This is a genomic window from Bradyrhizobium sp. BWA-3-5 (assembly GCF_032917985.1).
Taxonomy (GTDB): Bacteria; Pseudomonadota; Alphaproteobacteria; order Rhizobiales; family Xanthobacteraceae; genus Bradyrhizobium.
Genome location: NZ_CP136626.1, coordinates 4016874 through 4032382, shown reverse-complemented (window position 1 = coordinate 4032382; position 15509 = coordinate 4016874). Strand labels below are relative to the sequence as shown.

Below are 15509 nucleotides of genomic sequence, written 5' to 3'. Positions count from 1 at the left end.
AGCGAGCAGTCTCGGGCAAATCAGCCACATGCTGCATTTGGTTGCCACACTGACGGCATACGCAATTGCAGGCCCCAACTATCTCAGGATCAACTACGGCGATCGAAGTCTTCATCTTTCGTACCGACGTGTTTTCATGCTGCCCGTAAGGCAGGCAGCAGTTTAATTCATTCAAGCTAGAAAATGGCACGGCGTTCCGCCCGTAGGAATACGGTGCGGAGACGGCCGCCGTGTCCCGGACATTGCATTCAGCCAGTGGCGTCGGCGCGGACGCCGGCGTTGACGCCTACGATTCGCGCGGTCATCCTCTTGGTGAGTTCACCGGGGAGTGGCAGCCATGGGGCAGAACCTCGTAGCCGGATTGGTCGTGGTAGCTTTGATCGTCATGGGCTTGCTTGCCTACGCCCAGAAACATGAGGGGTGCTTGCGCGGTCGCTCGCTCCAAACCTTCAAGCCCTGCGGATCGGTCAGCGTTGACATGTAGCGCCGCTTGCAGGGCTGCGGCGCTTGGCGCCATTGGTGACTACTCACGTCATTGCGATGAGTGAATAGAACAAACAATCCATCTGTCCTCACATGCGGCGAAATGGATTGCTTCGTTTTGCTCGCAATGACGGCTCCAGCATGAGGTAGCGTGAGTGGTCAAAACGGCTTGCTCCAGAACTTCGACCCCTTCAGCCCGTAGCGCCATGGCAGATCGACCGCCTTGGTAATTCCGATCCGCACGCCGGCAACCGTCTCCGCCCTGCCCATGCGCGCATGCAGCGCGAACGGTGGCTGATCGAGCGGCAGTTCATTGTGCTTGATCGTGATGCCGAGCGCCTCGCAGAGCTTGCCCGGGCCCGAGCACAAAGCGCGGGCTTCCTCAAGGCCGCGGCGGCGGCGCATGGCGGGCAGGCCATGGGTCGGCTCGAGCGCGCGGATCAGGACGGCGCTGGCGGAGCCTTCCGCCTCGCAGACGAAGTTCACGCACCAGTGGATGCCGTAGGAACGGTAGACATAGGCAAAGCCGGGCGGGCCGAACATCACGCGGTTGCGCGGCGTCGGCCCATTGAAGGAATGCGCGGCCGGGTCGGTATGGTGATAGGCCTCGACCTCGGTGATGATGCCGCCAACGCCGTCGACCAGCAGCGTTGCCCCGATCAGGTCGGGCGCGACCTCATGCACGCTGCGGCCGAAAAACGAGCGCTTTAGCGGCTTGCCGAGCCGGGGAGCGGTGGACGCGGCAGGCTTCGCGGCATCCTTGGGGTTTCGAGCCATTTCAGGTGAGAATCGTTCGCGGGACGGATGAAATTCGTCATTATGTTGCACGTTTCCACCGCCTTTCGCGAGACGGATTGCAGGCCCGTGCGCAACCGGGTTGCAGCCCCGACCGACACGGATTAGCTAGGTATTCTCGCCATTTCCGGACTTAATATGGTCGTCCTCGTCGATACCGTCTCCTTGAACCAGGTCCGTCCGCGTCACCCAGAAAAGGTGAACCGGCCCGACGCGCTGTCGCCGCCCAAGCCGGACTGGATAAGGGTGCGGGCGCCGAACACGCGCGGCTATGCGGACACGCGCAAGATCGTCAAGGAGAACGGCCTCGTCACGGTGTGCGAGGAGGCCGGCTGCCCGAATATCGGCGAGTGCTGGGACAAAAAGCACGCCACCTTCATGATCATGGGGGACACCTGCACGCGGGCCTGTGCGTTCTGCAACGTCAAGACCGGCATGCCCGGTGCGCTGGATAGCAACGAGCCCGAATATGTCGCGGAGGCGACCTTCAAGCTCGGACTGACCCACGTGGTCGTGACCTCGGTCGATCGCGACGATCTCGCCGACGGCGGCGCCGAGCATTTTGCCCGAACCATCCGCGCCATCCGCGCGCGCTGTCCGACCACGACCATCGAGATCCTGACGCCGGACTTCCTGCGCAAGGAAGGCGCGCTGGAGGTGGTGGCGGCGGCCAAGCCCGACGTGTTCAACCACAATCTGGAAACCGTGCCGGCGCGTTATCTCACCGTGCGCCCGGGCGCGCGCTACTTCCACTCGATCCGGCTTTTGCAGCGGGTCAAGGAGATCGATCCGACCATCTTTACCAAGTCGGGCATCATGGTTGGCCTCGGCGAGGAGCGCCACGAGGTGTTGCAGGTGATGGACGATCTGCGCTCTGCGGATGTCGATTTCCTGACCATCGGGCAGTATCTGCAGCCGACCCGCAAGCACCATGCGGTGATGCGCTACGTCACGCCCGATGAGTTCGCCGGCTACGAGAAGGTCGCCTACACCAAGGGGTTTTTGATGGTGTCGGCGAGCCCGCTGACCCGCTCGTCGCATCATGCGGGCGAAGATTTCGCCAAGCTGCAGGCAGCGCGCATTGCGCGTGGCCGCTAGCCGTCGGATTGAGCCAATGCAACGCGTTCTCGTCATGGGATCGTCGGGGTCCGGCAAGTCGACGTTTGCCATGCGGTTGTCCGAGATTACAGGCATTCCTTTCGTGTCGCTGGACGCGCTGTTCTGGAAACCCGGCTGGGTGGAATCGGACAGGGCGGAGTTCAGGGAGCGCGTGACCGAGGCGGCACGGCAGCCGCGTTGGATCATGGATGGGAACTTCACCTCGCATCTCGTCCAACTGCGCCGCGACGCCAGCGACACCGTGATCTGGTTCGACTTGCCGCGCAGGACCTGCATGTCCGGTATAGTGAAACGAGTCGCTCGCAGCTATGGCCGCGTTCGCCCGGAGATGGGCGAGGGCTGCCCGGAGAGAATCGACTTCAAATTTCTTCGCTATGTCTGGACATTTCGAGAAAAGCAGAGGCCGAAGCTCCTCGCGTATTTCGAGGGATTGCGTCCCGACCAGACGTTCATCACTTTTACCGACCGCATGCAGGCGGACCACTATCTCCGCGAACTTGCAATGATTCCGAACCGGGCGAGTATGCACTGATGCCGCGCTTTTCAAGCAAGCGGCGGGTTCATCATACGGCGTCGCAAATGTTCGACCTGGTCGCCGATGTCGAGCGCTATCCGGAATTCGTGCCGCTGTGCCAGTCGCTGAAAATCCGTCAGCGGACGTCGAAGGCCGACGGCACCGAAGTCGTCGTTGCCGACATGACGGTATCGTTCAAGCTGGTTCGGGAATCTTTCACCAGCCGCGTGACGCTGGATCGGCCGAACCTGAAAATCATGGTCGAATATCTGCGCGGCCCGTTCAGCAATCTGGAAAACCGCTGGACGTTCGAAGCGAAATCGGAAACCGACTGCGACGTCGGGTTCTTCCTGTCCTACGAGTTCAAGAGCCGGATGCTGGCGATGCTAATGGGAACGATGTTCGACACCGCGTTCCAACGCTTCGCCGCCGCGTTCGAGAAGCGGGCGGATGTGATCTACGGCAAGGCGGGGCGGCCTGGCTAGACGTCGGCAAGATCAGCGCGATCGGCCAAGCGCTGCGCAGCGTTATCATAGTGCTTGCGAGCCTTATCCCGCGCCGCGACGGGATCGCCACGTTTAATCGCCTCGACGAGATCCGCCTGTTCTTCGATCGCGACCGCGGCTAGCTCGGTCGCCTTGGTGTTCTTGACGGCGACGGAACGAAGCTTTTCGGCAATCTGGCCGTCAATCATCACGATGAAGTTGAGCGCGTGCTCGTTGTCCGCCACCTTTGCGATGACATGGATGAGCTGACGTTCGGCCTCAAAATGGCGCTCGGCGCCATGTTCGCGATCTCCAATGGCTTGCCGCATCTCCCCCAGAATGGCTTCCATGCGAGCGATGTCGCGCTTGGAGCGCGCCTGTGCGGCGTCCGCCGCGACCTCGATGACGACGCCGTTGCGCAGGCGCAGCAACTTCAACAACTCCTTGCGCTTCTGGAAACACGCGGGGCTGATGCGAAATGCCGTCCGTTCTTGCGGCGGCGCGATGAACGCGCCGACGCCGACGCGGCTCTGGACGATGCCGTCGTATTTGAGCTGCGAGATGGCCTCTCTCACGACCGTCCGTGCAACGCCGAACTCGGTCGCCAAGGCTTGTTCGGAGGGCAGGCGATCGCCCGGCCGAAGTTCGCCTGCGTGCAGGGCGCTGGTCAGGCTGGCGACAATCTCCTCCGGCAATGAGGGGCCGCGCTCAAGGGATTTGAATTTCACCAGATTGTCCTGCCCAAATGGTGCCGCTAGCGGGGACGCCACGACTGTGATCCCCGCCTGCGCGCAGCCATATCGAAATAAGTCAAGGAATGCAATGAATTAATCGAGTTGTCAGACAGCCTGTGAGCGTGATAGCCGAGAAGAGAAAGGCAGTGAGAGCAAATGCTAGCGCTTTGCGAACGCTAGATGTTCCCAAGGGTACGTCAAACCAAGACAAGGGCCGGAGATGACGAAATTTGAACGCGTTGGCTTTATCGGCCTTGGAGGAATGGGGCGCGGGTTGGTGAAGAACCTCGTCGCAAAGGGCGTGGCAGTCACCGCCTACGACCTTAACCCCGCCGCCGTCGCAGTCGCCAAGTCGCTTGGCGCGAACGCTGCGAAAACCATTCAGGAAATCCGCGACACCTGCCGCATCATCATGACCTGCGTCAATGAAGCGGAGGATGTCGAGGCGCTGATGATCTGCCGCGACGGGCTGCTCGCCGGTCCCGCCCCGGGATTCCTCATCGTCGATCACACCACGGGCAGTCCGCAGATGGTCGCCAAGCTCGATCGCATGGTGCGCGCGGCCGGCGGCCGGTACGCCGAGGCACCGATGACGCGGACCCCAAAGCACGCCGATATCGGCAAGGTCAACGTGCTGTTCGGCGGCGAGCGCGATCTACTTGATGACCTCAGACCCTATTTTGAGCTCTATGCCGAAAATATCTTCCATATCGGCCCGCTCGGCCACGCCATCCGCCTCAAGCTCATTCACAATTACATCGCCTTCGCCAATGTGGCGGCGTGGTGCGAGGGATTTGCGCTCGCAGCCAAGGACGGACTCGATCTTTCCCAGCTGATCCGCATCATCTCGGCGGCCGGCGGCAAGAGCGGCATGCTCGATCTCTATGGCCAAGCGACGCTTGATGGCGACTTCACCCCGCTGATGTCGCTGGCGAATGCCCGCAAGGACGTGCGCTATTACGCGCGCTGGCTGGAGGAGGCGGGCCTGCCTGGATTCATGGCCGAGGCTGTGCACCAGACCTACCGGCAGGCGGCGCTGCTGGGGCATGACGGCGAGTCCTGCACCGCCGTGATCAAGGCCTATGAGGCGGTGACCGGCGTTGAGGCACGGGTAGGTCCGAAAGAGCATCAAGGAATATGACCGGCGGCATATCTGGTTTCCCACGAAACTGGTTGCTGGTGCCGGCGCCATTCTTTAAGCCGGTCCCAAATCCGTAATCCCGCAAGCGGAGGGAACGAGGCGATGGACGCAAAAATTCGGACCGGTGGGCATATTCTCATCGAACAATTGGCCCTGCACGGCGCCGACACCGTGTTCGGCGTTCCCGGTGAAAGCTTCCTGGCGGCTCTTGACGGCATGTATCAGAGCCAGCGCGTGCGGTTCATCAATGCCCGGCAGGAGGGCGGCGCCGCCATGATGGCGGAGGCCTATGGCAAGCTGACGGGAAAGCCCGGCATCGTGTTTGCCACCCGCGGCCCGGGCGCCACCAACGCATCTTCCGGCATCCATGTTGCGTTCCAGGATTCGACGCCGCTGATCCTGCTGCTCGGGCAGGTCGGCCGCGACATGATGGAGCGCGAAGCGTTCCAGGAAATCGACTATCGCCAGATGTTTGGCCCGATGGCGAAATGGGTCGCCCAGATCGATGATGCGCGGCGGATTCCGGAGTTGATCTCGCGCGCTTTCTTCACCGCGACCTCGGGCCGTCCCGGCCCGGTCGTGCTGGCGCTGCCCGAGGATATGCTCACCGACACCGCCGACGTGCCAGATGCGCCGCCTTTTAACCCGCTTCCGATCGCGCCCGACGATGGCGGTTTGCGGCAGTTCCATGCGCTGCTGTCGGCAGCGAAGAAGCCGTTCCTGATCGTCGGTGGCGGCGGCTGGAGTGAGCAGGCCCGCCGAGATCTCGAAGCATTTGCCGCAGCGCATGAAGTGCCGGTCGGCGTCTCGTTCCGCTGTCAGGACTATTTCGACAATCTGCATCCCTGCTACGGCGGTCATGTTGGCATCGGCCTCGATGCCAAGATCGCCGAGCGTATCAGGAGCAGCGACCTGGTGATCGCGCTTGGCGCACGGCTCGGCGAGGCCACCACCTCCGGCTACACGATGTTCGATATTCCGAAGCCGAAGCAACCGCTGGTTCATGTCTATCCCGATCCGGAAGAGATCGGCCGCGTCTATTCGCCGACGCTCGGCGTGGTCGCGAGCAGCGCGGCCTTTGCGGCGGCGATCAAGGGGCTGGCGCCGAAGCATCAATCGCGCGCCGACTACGTCAGGAACGCGCACGCCGACTACCTCGCTTTTGCCGAGCCGACCAAGTCGCCCGGCGATGTGCAGCTATCGCAGGTCGTGCGCGGCTTGAGCGACCGCTTGCCCCACGACACCATCATCTGCAACGGTGCCGGCAATTATGCGGTCTGGGTGCACCGCTTCTGGCGCTATCGGCAGTACCGCACCGAGCTCGCGCCGACGTCGGGCTCCATGGGCTATGGCCTGCCGGCCGCGGTTGCCGCCAAGCTGCAGCATCCGGAACGTATGGTCATCTGCTTTGCCGGCGACGGCTGTTTCCAGATGACCGGGTTGGAGTTCATGACAGCGGTCGAAAATCGGCTGCCTCTGATCGTGATCGTATGCAACAACGGCATGTACGGTACGATCCGGATGCATCAGGAGCGGAGTTATCCGGGCCGCGTTTCCGGGACCGATCTCGCCAACCCTGACTTTGCAGCGCTCGCCCGCGCCTGCGGCGGTTTCGGCGCCCGTGTCGACCGGACGGAAGATTTTGCGCGTGCTTTCGACGAAGCCGTCGCCAGCGGCCTGCCGGCCATCATCGAGCTTACAATCAGCCCGGAAGCATTGACACCGATGGCTTCACTCAGCGAAACGCGCGCCAAGGCGCTGGCCGCGCAGGGCCGGGACTGACTCTTAACTCCGCGTTGGCCGGCGTCGCTTGACGGCGCTGCGCCTCGGCGTCCGCGCCACCCGCGGTCGCAGCCGGCTCATCGTCTGGCGCGGTTTGATCGGCGGCTGCGGTCCGCGCGCCAGCTCCATCAACATCCGCAGCGCTTCCACCACGGAGCGCTGCCGCACCGTGGTGCGGCCGATGGCGCCGAAGCGGAACTCGCGGTGCACGATCTTTCCGTCGCGCGAGGCGACCGCGAAATGGACGAGGCCGACAGGCTTGCCGGGCGTGGCGCCGCCCGGGCCTGCGATGCCCGTAATGGATACCGCAAGATCAACGCCGGCCTTTTCCAGCGCGCCGACCGCCATCGCCGTCGCGGTTTCCTTGCTCACGGCGCCGAAGGTTGTAAGTGTCGAAAGCTTGACGCCAAGCATCGCGCGCTTGGCCTCGTTGGAATAGGTGACGAAGCCGCGATCGATCACGTCGGACGATCCGGGGATGTCGGTGAGCGCGCCGGCGACCAGGCCTCCCGTACAGGATTCCGCCGTCGCGATCGTCAGCTTGCGCATCCGGCACAGATCGAGCAGCGAGCGGGAAAGGGCGCGCGCGTCGCTGCCGCTCATTTTACTCGCCCCAACCTTTATCGTTCCAAGGCAGGCGGATGGTGGCGCTCGCGGTGGCGGCGATGCCTTCCTCGCGGCCGGTGAAGCCGAGCCGTTCGCTGGTCGTCGCCTTTACCGCGACGCGGGAGATATTGACCCCGGTAATGTCCGCAATCCGCGCGCGCATGACATCGCGCAGCGGCCCGATCTTGGGACGCTCGCAGATCATCGTGACTTCGAGATTCGCTATTCGGCCGCCGCGCGCCGTGACGCGATCGACAGCGTATTTCAGGAATTTGTCGGAGGCCGCGCCCTTCCACTGCGGATCGCTCGGCGGAAAGTGCGAGCCGATATCGCCGTCCGCCAGCGCGCCGAGGATGGCGTCGACCAGGGCGTGAAGGCCGACATCGCCGTCGGAATGAGCGAGGAAGCCGCGGGTGTGCGGCACCCGTACGCCGCAGAGCATCAGATGATCGCCATCGCCGAAGGCGTGCACGTCGTAACCGGTACCGGTCCTGATGTCGCCGAGCTGAGCGGCGAGGCGAGCTTCCTCGCGGACGAAATCTTCTGGCGTTGTCAGTTTCATGTTTGCAGGATCGCCTTCAAAGGTCGCTACCGTCAATCCCGCCCACTCCGCGAGTGCCGCATCATCTGTGAAATCATTGCGGCCCTCGCGCGCGGCGCGCCGGTGGGCATCGAGGATGACATCGAAGCGAAACGCCTGCGGCGTTTGCGCGATCCGCAGCTTTGTACGGTCCGGAGTCGCCTCGACGTTGCCGGCATCACAGACCCGCTTGACCGTGTCGGTGACCGGAATGGTCGGAACGGCAGCGCCGGTCCGGCCGACAGCGTCGATCGCGCGCGAAATGACGTCGGGTGTAACGAAAGGACGCGCCGCATCGTGGATCAGAACGATGTCCGGCTTCTCCACCGCCAGCGCCTCGAGCCCGGCATGCACCGATGCCTGGCGCGTAGCGCCACCATTGGTTGGCGGCTGATGGCGCAGCCCCGCGACGGCTTCACCGAAGATCGCGGCATCATCGGGATTGACCACCGGTTGCACGGCGAACACGTCCGGATGCCGGCAGAACGCCTGCATGGCCCGGAAGATCACGGTCTGCCCGCCGATCTCGCGATATTGCTTCGGCCCGCCGGCTCCGGCGCGTAGCCCGCGTCCGGCTGCGACGAGGATGGCTGCGGTGCGCTCAGGTTTGGGCATCTGGACTCAATTGCGGAATGAATTGGGGTTGAGGAGGGGTATCGGCCGCGCCGGCGCACAGCCCTTACCATGACGAATACGGAAAACAGAGTGATTCCCATCACCTGTGGGAAAAGCAGTTTTTGTTGCAGTGCACTTGCACAAATGATAGTTCTGTCTAAAGTGTAGGCAAGAAGCTTGACTGCCCAAGATTTGTGCTCAAAATAGGCGTCGACGGTTGCAATGATGCCGCCGCCCCAACCATGAGAACGCCGTGACCGGCCCGGAAAGTTCGCGCTCTAAGCCGTTGAAAATAGGCGAAATTGCTGTCGCCAACCGGGTTCTCCTGGCGCCGATGTCCGGCGTCACCGATGCCCCTTTCAGGCGCCTGGCTGCCCGCCTCGGCGCCGGACTGGTCGTCTCCGAGATGACCGCCAGCGATGAACTTGTGCACGGCCGGCCGATGTCGGTTCTGCGCTGCGAGAGAGCGGGGATCGGACCGCATGTTGTTCAGCTGGCGGGCTGCGAGGCGCACTGGATGGCGGAGGGCGCCCGCGTTGCGGAAGCCGGCGGAGCCGACATCATCGATATCAACATGGGCTGCCCGGCGCGTCACGTCACCGGCGGGCAGTCCGGCTCGGCGCTGATGCGCGATCTCGATCATGCGCTCAAGCTGATCGAAGCCACGATTGCGGCAGTGAATGTGCCGGTGACGTTGAAGATGCGGCTCGGCTGGGACGATCGCTCGCTCAACGCGCCTGAACTGGCTCGCCGCGCGGAGGCCGCTGGCGTGCAGATGATCACCGTGCACGGCCGCACGCGTTGCCAGTTCTATAAAGGCGAGGCGAATTGGAGGGCCGTGCGCGCGGTGAGCGACGCGGTCTCCGTGCCGCTCGTCGTCAATGGCGATATCACCTCATTCGATAAGGCCGTACAGGCGCTGGAGGCTTCAGGGGCGGACGCCGTGATGATCGGGCGCGGCGCACAGGGCCAGCCCTGGTTGCCGGGACAGATCGGACGACGGCTCGAAACCGGTAAGGCCGAGACCGCGCCGGCGCTCAGCGAACAGCTTGCCCATGTGCGCGCCCTCTACGATGAGGTCTGCAGCCATTACGGGCTGCGCATCGGGCTCAAGCATGCCCGCAAGCATCTCGGCTGGGCGCTGGAGATTGCAGCCCAGTATAGCCGCACACCAGCGGAGACATTGAAGGGGTGGCGGCAGAAGATCCTGACGTCAGAGGACCCGCGCCGCGTGCACCGGTCGCTGCAGGATGCTTTCGACGATTTCGCATGGAGTGCTGCAGCATGAGTTCAGCCGCAGAGCATCGCCGCGCCGTGCCCACTGACAGCGAGGCCATCCTCAACGCGTTGCCCAATCCGGTGTTGCTGGTGGCGCCCGATGGCCGCATCGTCGATGCCAATATCGCCGCCGAATCCTTCTTCGAAATCTCGACGCAGTTTTTGCGCCGTCAGTCCCTGAAAGAGCTGGTGCCGTTCGGCAGTCCGCTGTTGGCGCTGATCGACCAGGTGCGCGCGAGCGGCTCGCCGGTCAACGAATACAAGGTCGATCTCGGCACGCCCCGCATCGGCGGCGACCGCCAGGTCGACCTTCACGTTGCGCCGCTCACCGAACGGCCCGGCCATATCGTCGTGATGCTGCAGGAGCGCACCATCGCCGACAAGATGGACCGGCAGCTCACGCACCGGAGCGCGGCGCGCTCGGTGATCGCGCTTGCCGCGATGCTGGCGCACGAGATCAAGAATCCCTTGTCCGGGATTCGCGGGGCGGCGCAATTGCTGGAGCAGGCGGCTTCCTCCGAAGACCGCATGCTGACTCGGCTGATCTGCGACGAGGCCGACCGCATCGTCACCCTGGTCGACCGCATGGAAGTGTTCGGCGACGACCGCCCGGTGGCGCGCGGGCCGGTCAACATCCATTCCGTGCTCGACCACGTCAAACGGCTGGCGCAGTCGGGCTTTGCCCGCAACATCCGCTTCATCGAGGAATACGATCCGTCCCTGCCGCCGGTGCTGGCCAATCAGGATCAGCTCATTCAGGTGTTCCTCAACCTCGTGAAAAACGCCGCGGAAGCCGTTGCCGATCTCGGCAGCGACGCGGAGATTCAACTCACCACCGCATTCCGCCCCGGCGTCCGCCTGTCGGTGCCGGGCAAGAAATCGCGGGTGTCGCTGCCGCTCGAGTTCTGCGTCAAGGACAACGGCTCCGGCGTGCCGGAGGACCTGCTGCCGAACCTGTTCGATCCCTTCGTGACGACGAAGCAGACCGGGAGCGGCCTCGGCCTCGCGCTGGTCGCCAAGATCGTCGGGGATCACGGTGGCATCATCGAATGTGAATCCCAGCCGCGGAAGACGACGTTCCGCGTGCTGATGCCGATGTTCAATCCAGCCAAACAGTTCGACCAAAGCAACCGCGACGGCGTTCCGGGTACGCTGCCGCCTGCCTCACAGGACGCAAGATGAGGAACAATGATGCCCGCAGGTAGCATACTCGTTGCCGATGACGACACCGCCATCCGCACGGTTTTGAACCAGGCTCTTTCGCGCGCCGGATACGAAGTGCGCCTGACCGGAAACGCCGCGACGCTGTGGCGCTGGGTAAGCCAGGGCGAGGGCGATCTGGTCATCACCGACGTGGTGATGCCCGACGAGAACGCGTTCGATCTCTTGCCGCGCATCAAGAAGATGCGGCCGAACCTTCCCGTCATCGTCATGAGCGCGCAGAACACCTTCATGACGGCGATCCGCGCCTCGGAGCGCGGCGCTTACGAATACCTGCCGAAACCGTTCGACCTTAAGGAACTCATCACCATCGTCGGCCGGGCGCTGGCCGAGCCGAAGGAGCGGGTGACGAGTGCGGCCGACGATTCCGAATTCGACTCGATCCCGCTGGTCGGCCGCTCGCCGGCGATGCAGGAGATCTACCGGGTGCTGGCGCGGCTGATGCAGACCGACCTCACCGTGATGATCTCCGGCGAGTCCGGCACCGGCAAGGAACTGGTCGCCCGTGCGCTGCATGACTACGGCAAGCGCCGCAATGGCCCGTTTGTCGCCGTCAACATGGCGGCGATCCCGCGCGACCTCATCGAATCCGAATTGTTCGGCCATGAGCGCGGCGCGTTCACCGGCGCCAATACCCGCGCTTCCGGCCGATTTGAACAGGCCGAAGGCGGCACGCTGTTTCTCGACGAAATCGGCGACATGCCGATGGAGGCGCAGACGCGGCTGCTACGCGTGCTGCAGCAGGGCGAATACACCACTGTCGGTGGCCGCACCCCGATCAAGACCGACGTCCGGATCGTGGCGGCCAGCAACAAGGATCTGCGCATCCTGATCCAGCAGGGGCTGTTCCGGGAGGACCTGTTCTTCCGCCTCAACGTGGTGCCGCTGCGGCTGCCGCCACTTCGCGAGCGGATCGAGGATCTGCCCGATCTGATCAGGCATTTCTTCTCGCTCGCCGAAAAGGATGGCCTGCCGCCGAAAAAGCTCGACGCGCTGGCGCTGGAGCGGCTCAAGCAGCACCGCTGGCCCGGTAACGTCCGCGAGCTCGAAAACCTCGCACGCCGCCTCGCTGCGCTTTACCCGCAGGACGTCATTACGGCCTCGGTGATCGATGGCGAACTGGCTCCGCCGGCCGTCACCTCGGGCGGCAATGCGCCGATCGGCGTGGAGAATCTCGGGGGCGCGGTCGAAGCCTACCTATCCTCGCACTTCTCCGGCTTCCCGAACGGCGTGCCGCCGCCGGGCCTCTACCACCGCATCCTCAAGGAGATCGAGGTCCCGCTGCTCACCGCGGCGCTGGCGGCGACGCGCGGCAACCAGATTCGCGCCGCCGACCTGCTCGGCCTCAACCGCAATACGCTGCGGAAGAAGATCAGGGACCTCGATATCCAGGTCTACAGGAGCGGCGGCTAGGGATTATAGGGCGGAAATCGGTGCTTCATCCGAGGTCCCCAGACGCATTTTCGCGCGCAAAGTGAACGCGATCTTGATGGTGACCAGCACGGGTGCAGCAACGAGAAAGAGAAGGGCGATCGCGACAAACCCGGTATCGAAGGCAATCACGGTGGACTGGCCAATAACGGTCCGGCCGAGCAAGCCCATCGCAGCCCGGCCAGCGGTCATACCATCCATCCCCCGTGCCACGAGCATGGCGCTGGTTGCTGCCAGCCGTTCGTCGACGGCGGAGACGCCTGAGGCAATGCTGGCGGCAAGCACGGTCGCATTGGCGGTGAGATTATTGTCGATGATGGTCTGCAGCGCGGCTACTCCGATCAAGCCGCCGAGCTGACGGCCCGCATTGAAGAGGCCGATGCCGAAGGCGAGGCTGCGGTCGTCAAGATCGCTGAATGCGATCAGCGTAACCGACAGAAAGAGGAATCCGAGCCCAAAGCCGCGCAGCAGGATTGGCACCATCATGTCGTCGGCGCCGCTCTCGCTGGTCGAGCCGGACAGCATCCACATCGCCATCATGATCATCAGGATGCCGAACGGCACTGTGACGATTGGCGAAGCGCCGCGAACCTGCATAAGGAAGGCGGCCACCAGGAGCGCGCCTGCGAAAAATGCGCCGCTTGGCAACAGAAGCTGTCCGGCATCGGTAGGCGTGAATGCGAGGACGGACACGGCGAAGGATGGGATCAGGAACGCGCTGCCGAATAAGGCAGCGCCGGCGACGAAACAGACGATGAAGGCGAAGGAGAAGTCGCCCGACCGGAACACGCTGAAATCAAGCACACCTCGCGCTTTGGACGCCGCCTGCTGACCGAGAAACGCCAGCAAGGCCGTGACGCCAATCAAGATCAGCCAGACAATGCGGGACTCCTCGAACCAGCGCCACCGGCTGCCCTGATTGAAGACATAGGTGAGGCAGAAGAACGCAACCGATATCAGCGCGAGACCGATCCAATCGAGTGGATAACGCTCGTTCGCAAATTGCACCGCGTCGTCCGCGATCAACAGCAGCCCGATCGCGGCGAGGGCCACCGGAACAACGCCGAAGAATATCCACGCCCATGATTGGCTGTCGATGAGCCACCCCTGGAGAGCCGGGGCGATGGTGGCGGGAGCGACGACAGACCCCATTGCAAATAGGGCTTGCAGGATCGGCTGCCGCGAGCGCGGATAGGCAAGGAAGATGATCGACTGCCCGGCGACGAGCAAGGTGGCGCCGCTGAAGCCCTGTATTGCCCGGAGCGCTATCAGCAAGTCCAGCCGATCGGTGATGGCGGCTATTCCGCACGCTGCGCCCATGAGCAACGTCGAACAGATGACCAGGCGACGGAGATCGAAGCGGGCCATGAGCCAGGCAGCGATCATGAACCCGATAAACTTCGTGGTCGTGTATCCGACATCCAGCCAGGCGAACTCGTCAGGAGTTGCATGGGTGTCGCCGATGATGTCGTTGCGGCCGAGCGACAGCGCGGTGCTCGCGATTGCCTCGGTCAGGATAGCGAGCACAATGCCCGCGACAAGGGCGGCTCCTGCGGCGCGCCCGTCAAGACGTCGTATGGTGTTGGCAATCATGGTCATGTGCCGCTGCCACGATCAATCTCGACGCGGGCCGAGAGGCCGGGCACCACGCGGCCGGGCAATGGATTGCTGCTGAAGCGAATTTTCACTGGCACGCGCTGCACGACACGAATGAAGTTTCCGGTGGCATTGTCAGTAGGGAGCAGGGTGAATGCGGACCCGCTGCCGGGTGCAAAGCTGTCCACAAACCCTTCAATCGTCCGGTGTGGATAGCCGTCCACCGTGATGCGAGCCCGCTGACCGGGTCGGATATGTTCGATCTGGGTTTCCTTGAAATTCGCGACGACCCAGACGTCTTTGACGGGGACGATGTCCAGCAGGGACGTGCCGGGCGCAACCAGTCGGCCGAGACGAACCTGGCGGTTACCCACCACACCGTCGATCGGCGCACGCACCACGGTGTTATCGAGATCGATCTGCGCGAGATCGCGCGCGGCCTCCGCCTGAGCCACGGCAGCGACAGCAGCTTCCTGCTGACTGGCAAGGACGACGATGCGTTGTCGCTGGGCCTCCACCGTTGCGGATGCCGCGGATACTCCTGCCTCGGTTCTCGAGAGCGCAGCATCACTCTCATCGACCTGGGCCTGGCTTACGGTGTTGGTGCGGATCAGCTCTCGACGTCGATCGGATGCCTTGTGGGCCAGATTCATCTCAGCCACGCTTGCAAGTCTTTGGGCCTCGGCCTGCCGTATCAGCGCGTGCTGGAGTTTGGTTTCCGCCTCGACGTTGGTAAGCCGGGCTCGAGCGGCTTCAACATTGGCCACGGCTTGCGCAAGGCGCGCCCGATAGTCCCGGTCATCGATGCGGAACAAGACGTCACCGGCGCGAATGGTCTGGTTGTCTTGAATCTCAACGGCCGTGACGTAGCCCGCAACCTTTGGGGCGAGCGAGGTCATCTCGCCTCTGACGTAGGCGTTGTCGGTGAATGTGCGGGTCGAACGGGCATAGGTCCAGCCCCCAGCCAGCACGACGACTGCGCTGAGGCAAAGTGATAGGCCGACTATCTTCTTGTTGGGACGTGTCACGACAGTCTCCTGCAGCTAAAGCCAGGCATGTTCACCCGCGGTAGAGCATAGGCAACAGTGCCGCCGAGTGGAGCAGGGCGGCGCCTGCGGCCCTGCCCCAA

At 63.4% G+C, this 15509-nt stretch carries 14 protein-coding genes; 8 read left to right on the top strand and 6 right to left on the bottom strand.

Annotated elements, in window-relative coordinates; genetic code table 11:
* Nucleotides 1-642 precede the first annotated feature (642 nt).
* Nucleotides 643-1260 (bottom strand): DNA-3-methyladenine glycosylase, encoded by a 618-nt coding sequence (locus tag RX331_RS19455; RefSeq protein WP_317251536.1) that lies wholly within the window; start codon nt 1258-1260, stop codon nt 643-645.
* 156 nt (nt 1261-1416) lie between these two features.
* Here RX331_RS19455 and lipA point away from each other — a divergent pair, with 156 nt between their 5' ends.
* Genes lipA through RX331_RS19440 form a run of 3 tightly spaced genes read left to right on the top strand, consistent with a single transcriptional unit; the run spans nt 1417 to nt 3396 of the window.
* Nucleotides 1417-2376, top strand: coding sequence for a lipoyl synthase (lipA, locus tag RX331_RS19450; RefSeq protein WP_317251535.1), 960 nt, complete (start codon nt 1417-1419; stop codon nt 2374-2376).
* Between the two features lie 16 nt (nt 2377-2392).
* Nucleotides 2393-2929: a DNA topology modulation protein gene (locus tag RX331_RS19445; RefSeq protein ID WP_317251534.1), complete on the top strand. Its 537-nt coding sequence runs from the start codon at nt 2393-2395 to the stop codon at nt 2927-2929.
* Nucleotides 2929-3396, top strand: coding sequence for a type II toxin-antitoxin system RatA family toxin (locus tag RX331_RS19440; protein ID WP_317251533.1), 468 nt, complete (start codon nt 2929-2931; stop codon nt 3394-3396). Before RX331_RS19445 ends, RX331_RS19440 begins: the two co-directional genes overlap by 1 nt.
* On the opposite strand, the gene RX331_RS19435 is transcribed toward RX331_RS19440, so the two are convergent.
* On the bottom strand, nt 3393-4124 hold the full coding sequence (locus tag RX331_RS19435) for a FadR/GntR family transcriptional regulator (RefSeq protein WP_317251532.1): 732 nt from the start codon (nt 4122-4124) through the stop codon (nt 3393-3395). The genes RX331_RS19440 and RX331_RS19435 overlap by 4 nt on opposite strands.
* A gap of 226 nt (nt 4125-4350) precedes the next feature.
* On the opposite strand from RX331_RS19435, the gene RX331_RS19430 reads away from it, so the two are divergent.
* Both RX331_RS19430 and RX331_RS19425 read left to right on the top strand, forming a co-directional pair.
* On the top strand, nt 4351-5271 hold the full coding sequence (locus RX331_RS19430) for an NAD(P)-dependent oxidoreductase (protein WP_317251531.1): 921 nt from the start codon (nt 4351-4353) through the stop codon (nt 5269-5271).
* A 102-nt stretch (nt 5272-5373) separates the two neighbouring features.
* The gene (locus RX331_RS19425; protein WP_317251530.1) at nt 5374-7053 is read left to right on the top strand and encodes a thiamine pyrophosphate-binding protein; all 1680 of its coding nucleotides are present in this window, start codon (nt 5374-5376) and stop codon (nt 7051-7053) included.
* Nucleotides 7054-7056: 3 nt separating this feature from the next.
* Here RX331_RS19425 and RX331_RS19420 read toward each other — a convergent pair whose 3' ends face one another.
* Together RX331_RS19420 and RX331_RS19415 are read right to left on the bottom strand one after the other, a co-directional pair.
* A complete protein-coding gene (locus tag RX331_RS19420) occupies nt 7057-7656 on the bottom strand; it encodes a CinA family protein (RefSeq protein ID WP_317251529.1) in 600 nt (199 codons plus the stop codon).
* A 1-nt stretch (nt 7657) separates the two neighbouring features.
* Nucleotides 7658-8854, bottom strand: coding sequence for a bifunctional 2-C-methyl-D-erythritol 4-phosphate cytidylyltransferase/2-C-methyl-D-erythritol 2,4-cyclodiphosphate synthase (locus tag RX331_RS19415; protein ID WP_317251528.1), 1197 nt, complete (start codon nt 8852-8854; stop codon nt 7658-7660).
* Between the two features lie 286 nt (nt 8855-9140).
* On the opposite strand from RX331_RS19415, the gene dusB reads away from it, so the two are divergent.
* Genes dusB through ntrC form a run of 3 tightly spaced genes read left to right on the top strand, consistent with a single transcriptional unit; the run spans nt 9141 to nt 12766 of the window.
* Nucleotides 9141-10142: a tRNA dihydrouridine synthase DusB gene (gene dusB, locus RX331_RS19410; RefSeq protein ID WP_317258185.1), complete on the top strand. Its 1002-nt coding sequence runs from the start codon at nt 9141-9143 to the stop codon at nt 10140-10142.
* Nucleotides 10139-11314 (top strand): nitrogen regulation protein NR(II), encoded by a 1176-nt coding sequence (locus RX331_RS19405; RefSeq protein WP_317251527.1) that lies wholly within the window; start codon nt 10139-10141, stop codon nt 11312-11314. The genes dusB and RX331_RS19405 overlap by 4 nt, the downstream gene beginning before the upstream one ends.
* Nucleotides 11315-11323: 9 nt before the next feature.
* On the top strand, nt 11324-12766 hold the full coding sequence (gene ntrC, locus RX331_RS19400) for a nitrogen regulation protein NR(I) (RefSeq protein WP_283027732.1): 1443 nt from the start codon (nt 11324-11326) through the stop codon (nt 12764-12766).
* Between the two features lie 3 nt (nt 12767-12769).
* Here the strand turns inward: ntrC and RX331_RS19395 are convergent, their stop codons facing one another.
* Complete coding sequence (locus RX331_RS19395) at nt 12770-14383, bottom strand: DHA2 family efflux MFS transporter permease subunit (RefSeq protein WP_410707873.1); 1614 nt, start codon at nt 14381-14383, stop codon at nt 12770-12772.
* Nucleotides 14380-15408 carry an HlyD family secretion protein gene (locus tag RX331_RS19390; protein ID WP_317251526.1) on the bottom strand — a complete coding sequence of 343 codons (1029 nt, stop codon included), beginning with the start codon at nt 15406-15408 and terminating at the stop codon, nt 14380-14382. The genes RX331_RS19395 and RX331_RS19390 overlap by 4 nt, the downstream gene beginning before the upstream one ends.
* Nucleotides 15409-15509: the final 101 nt, after the last annotated feature.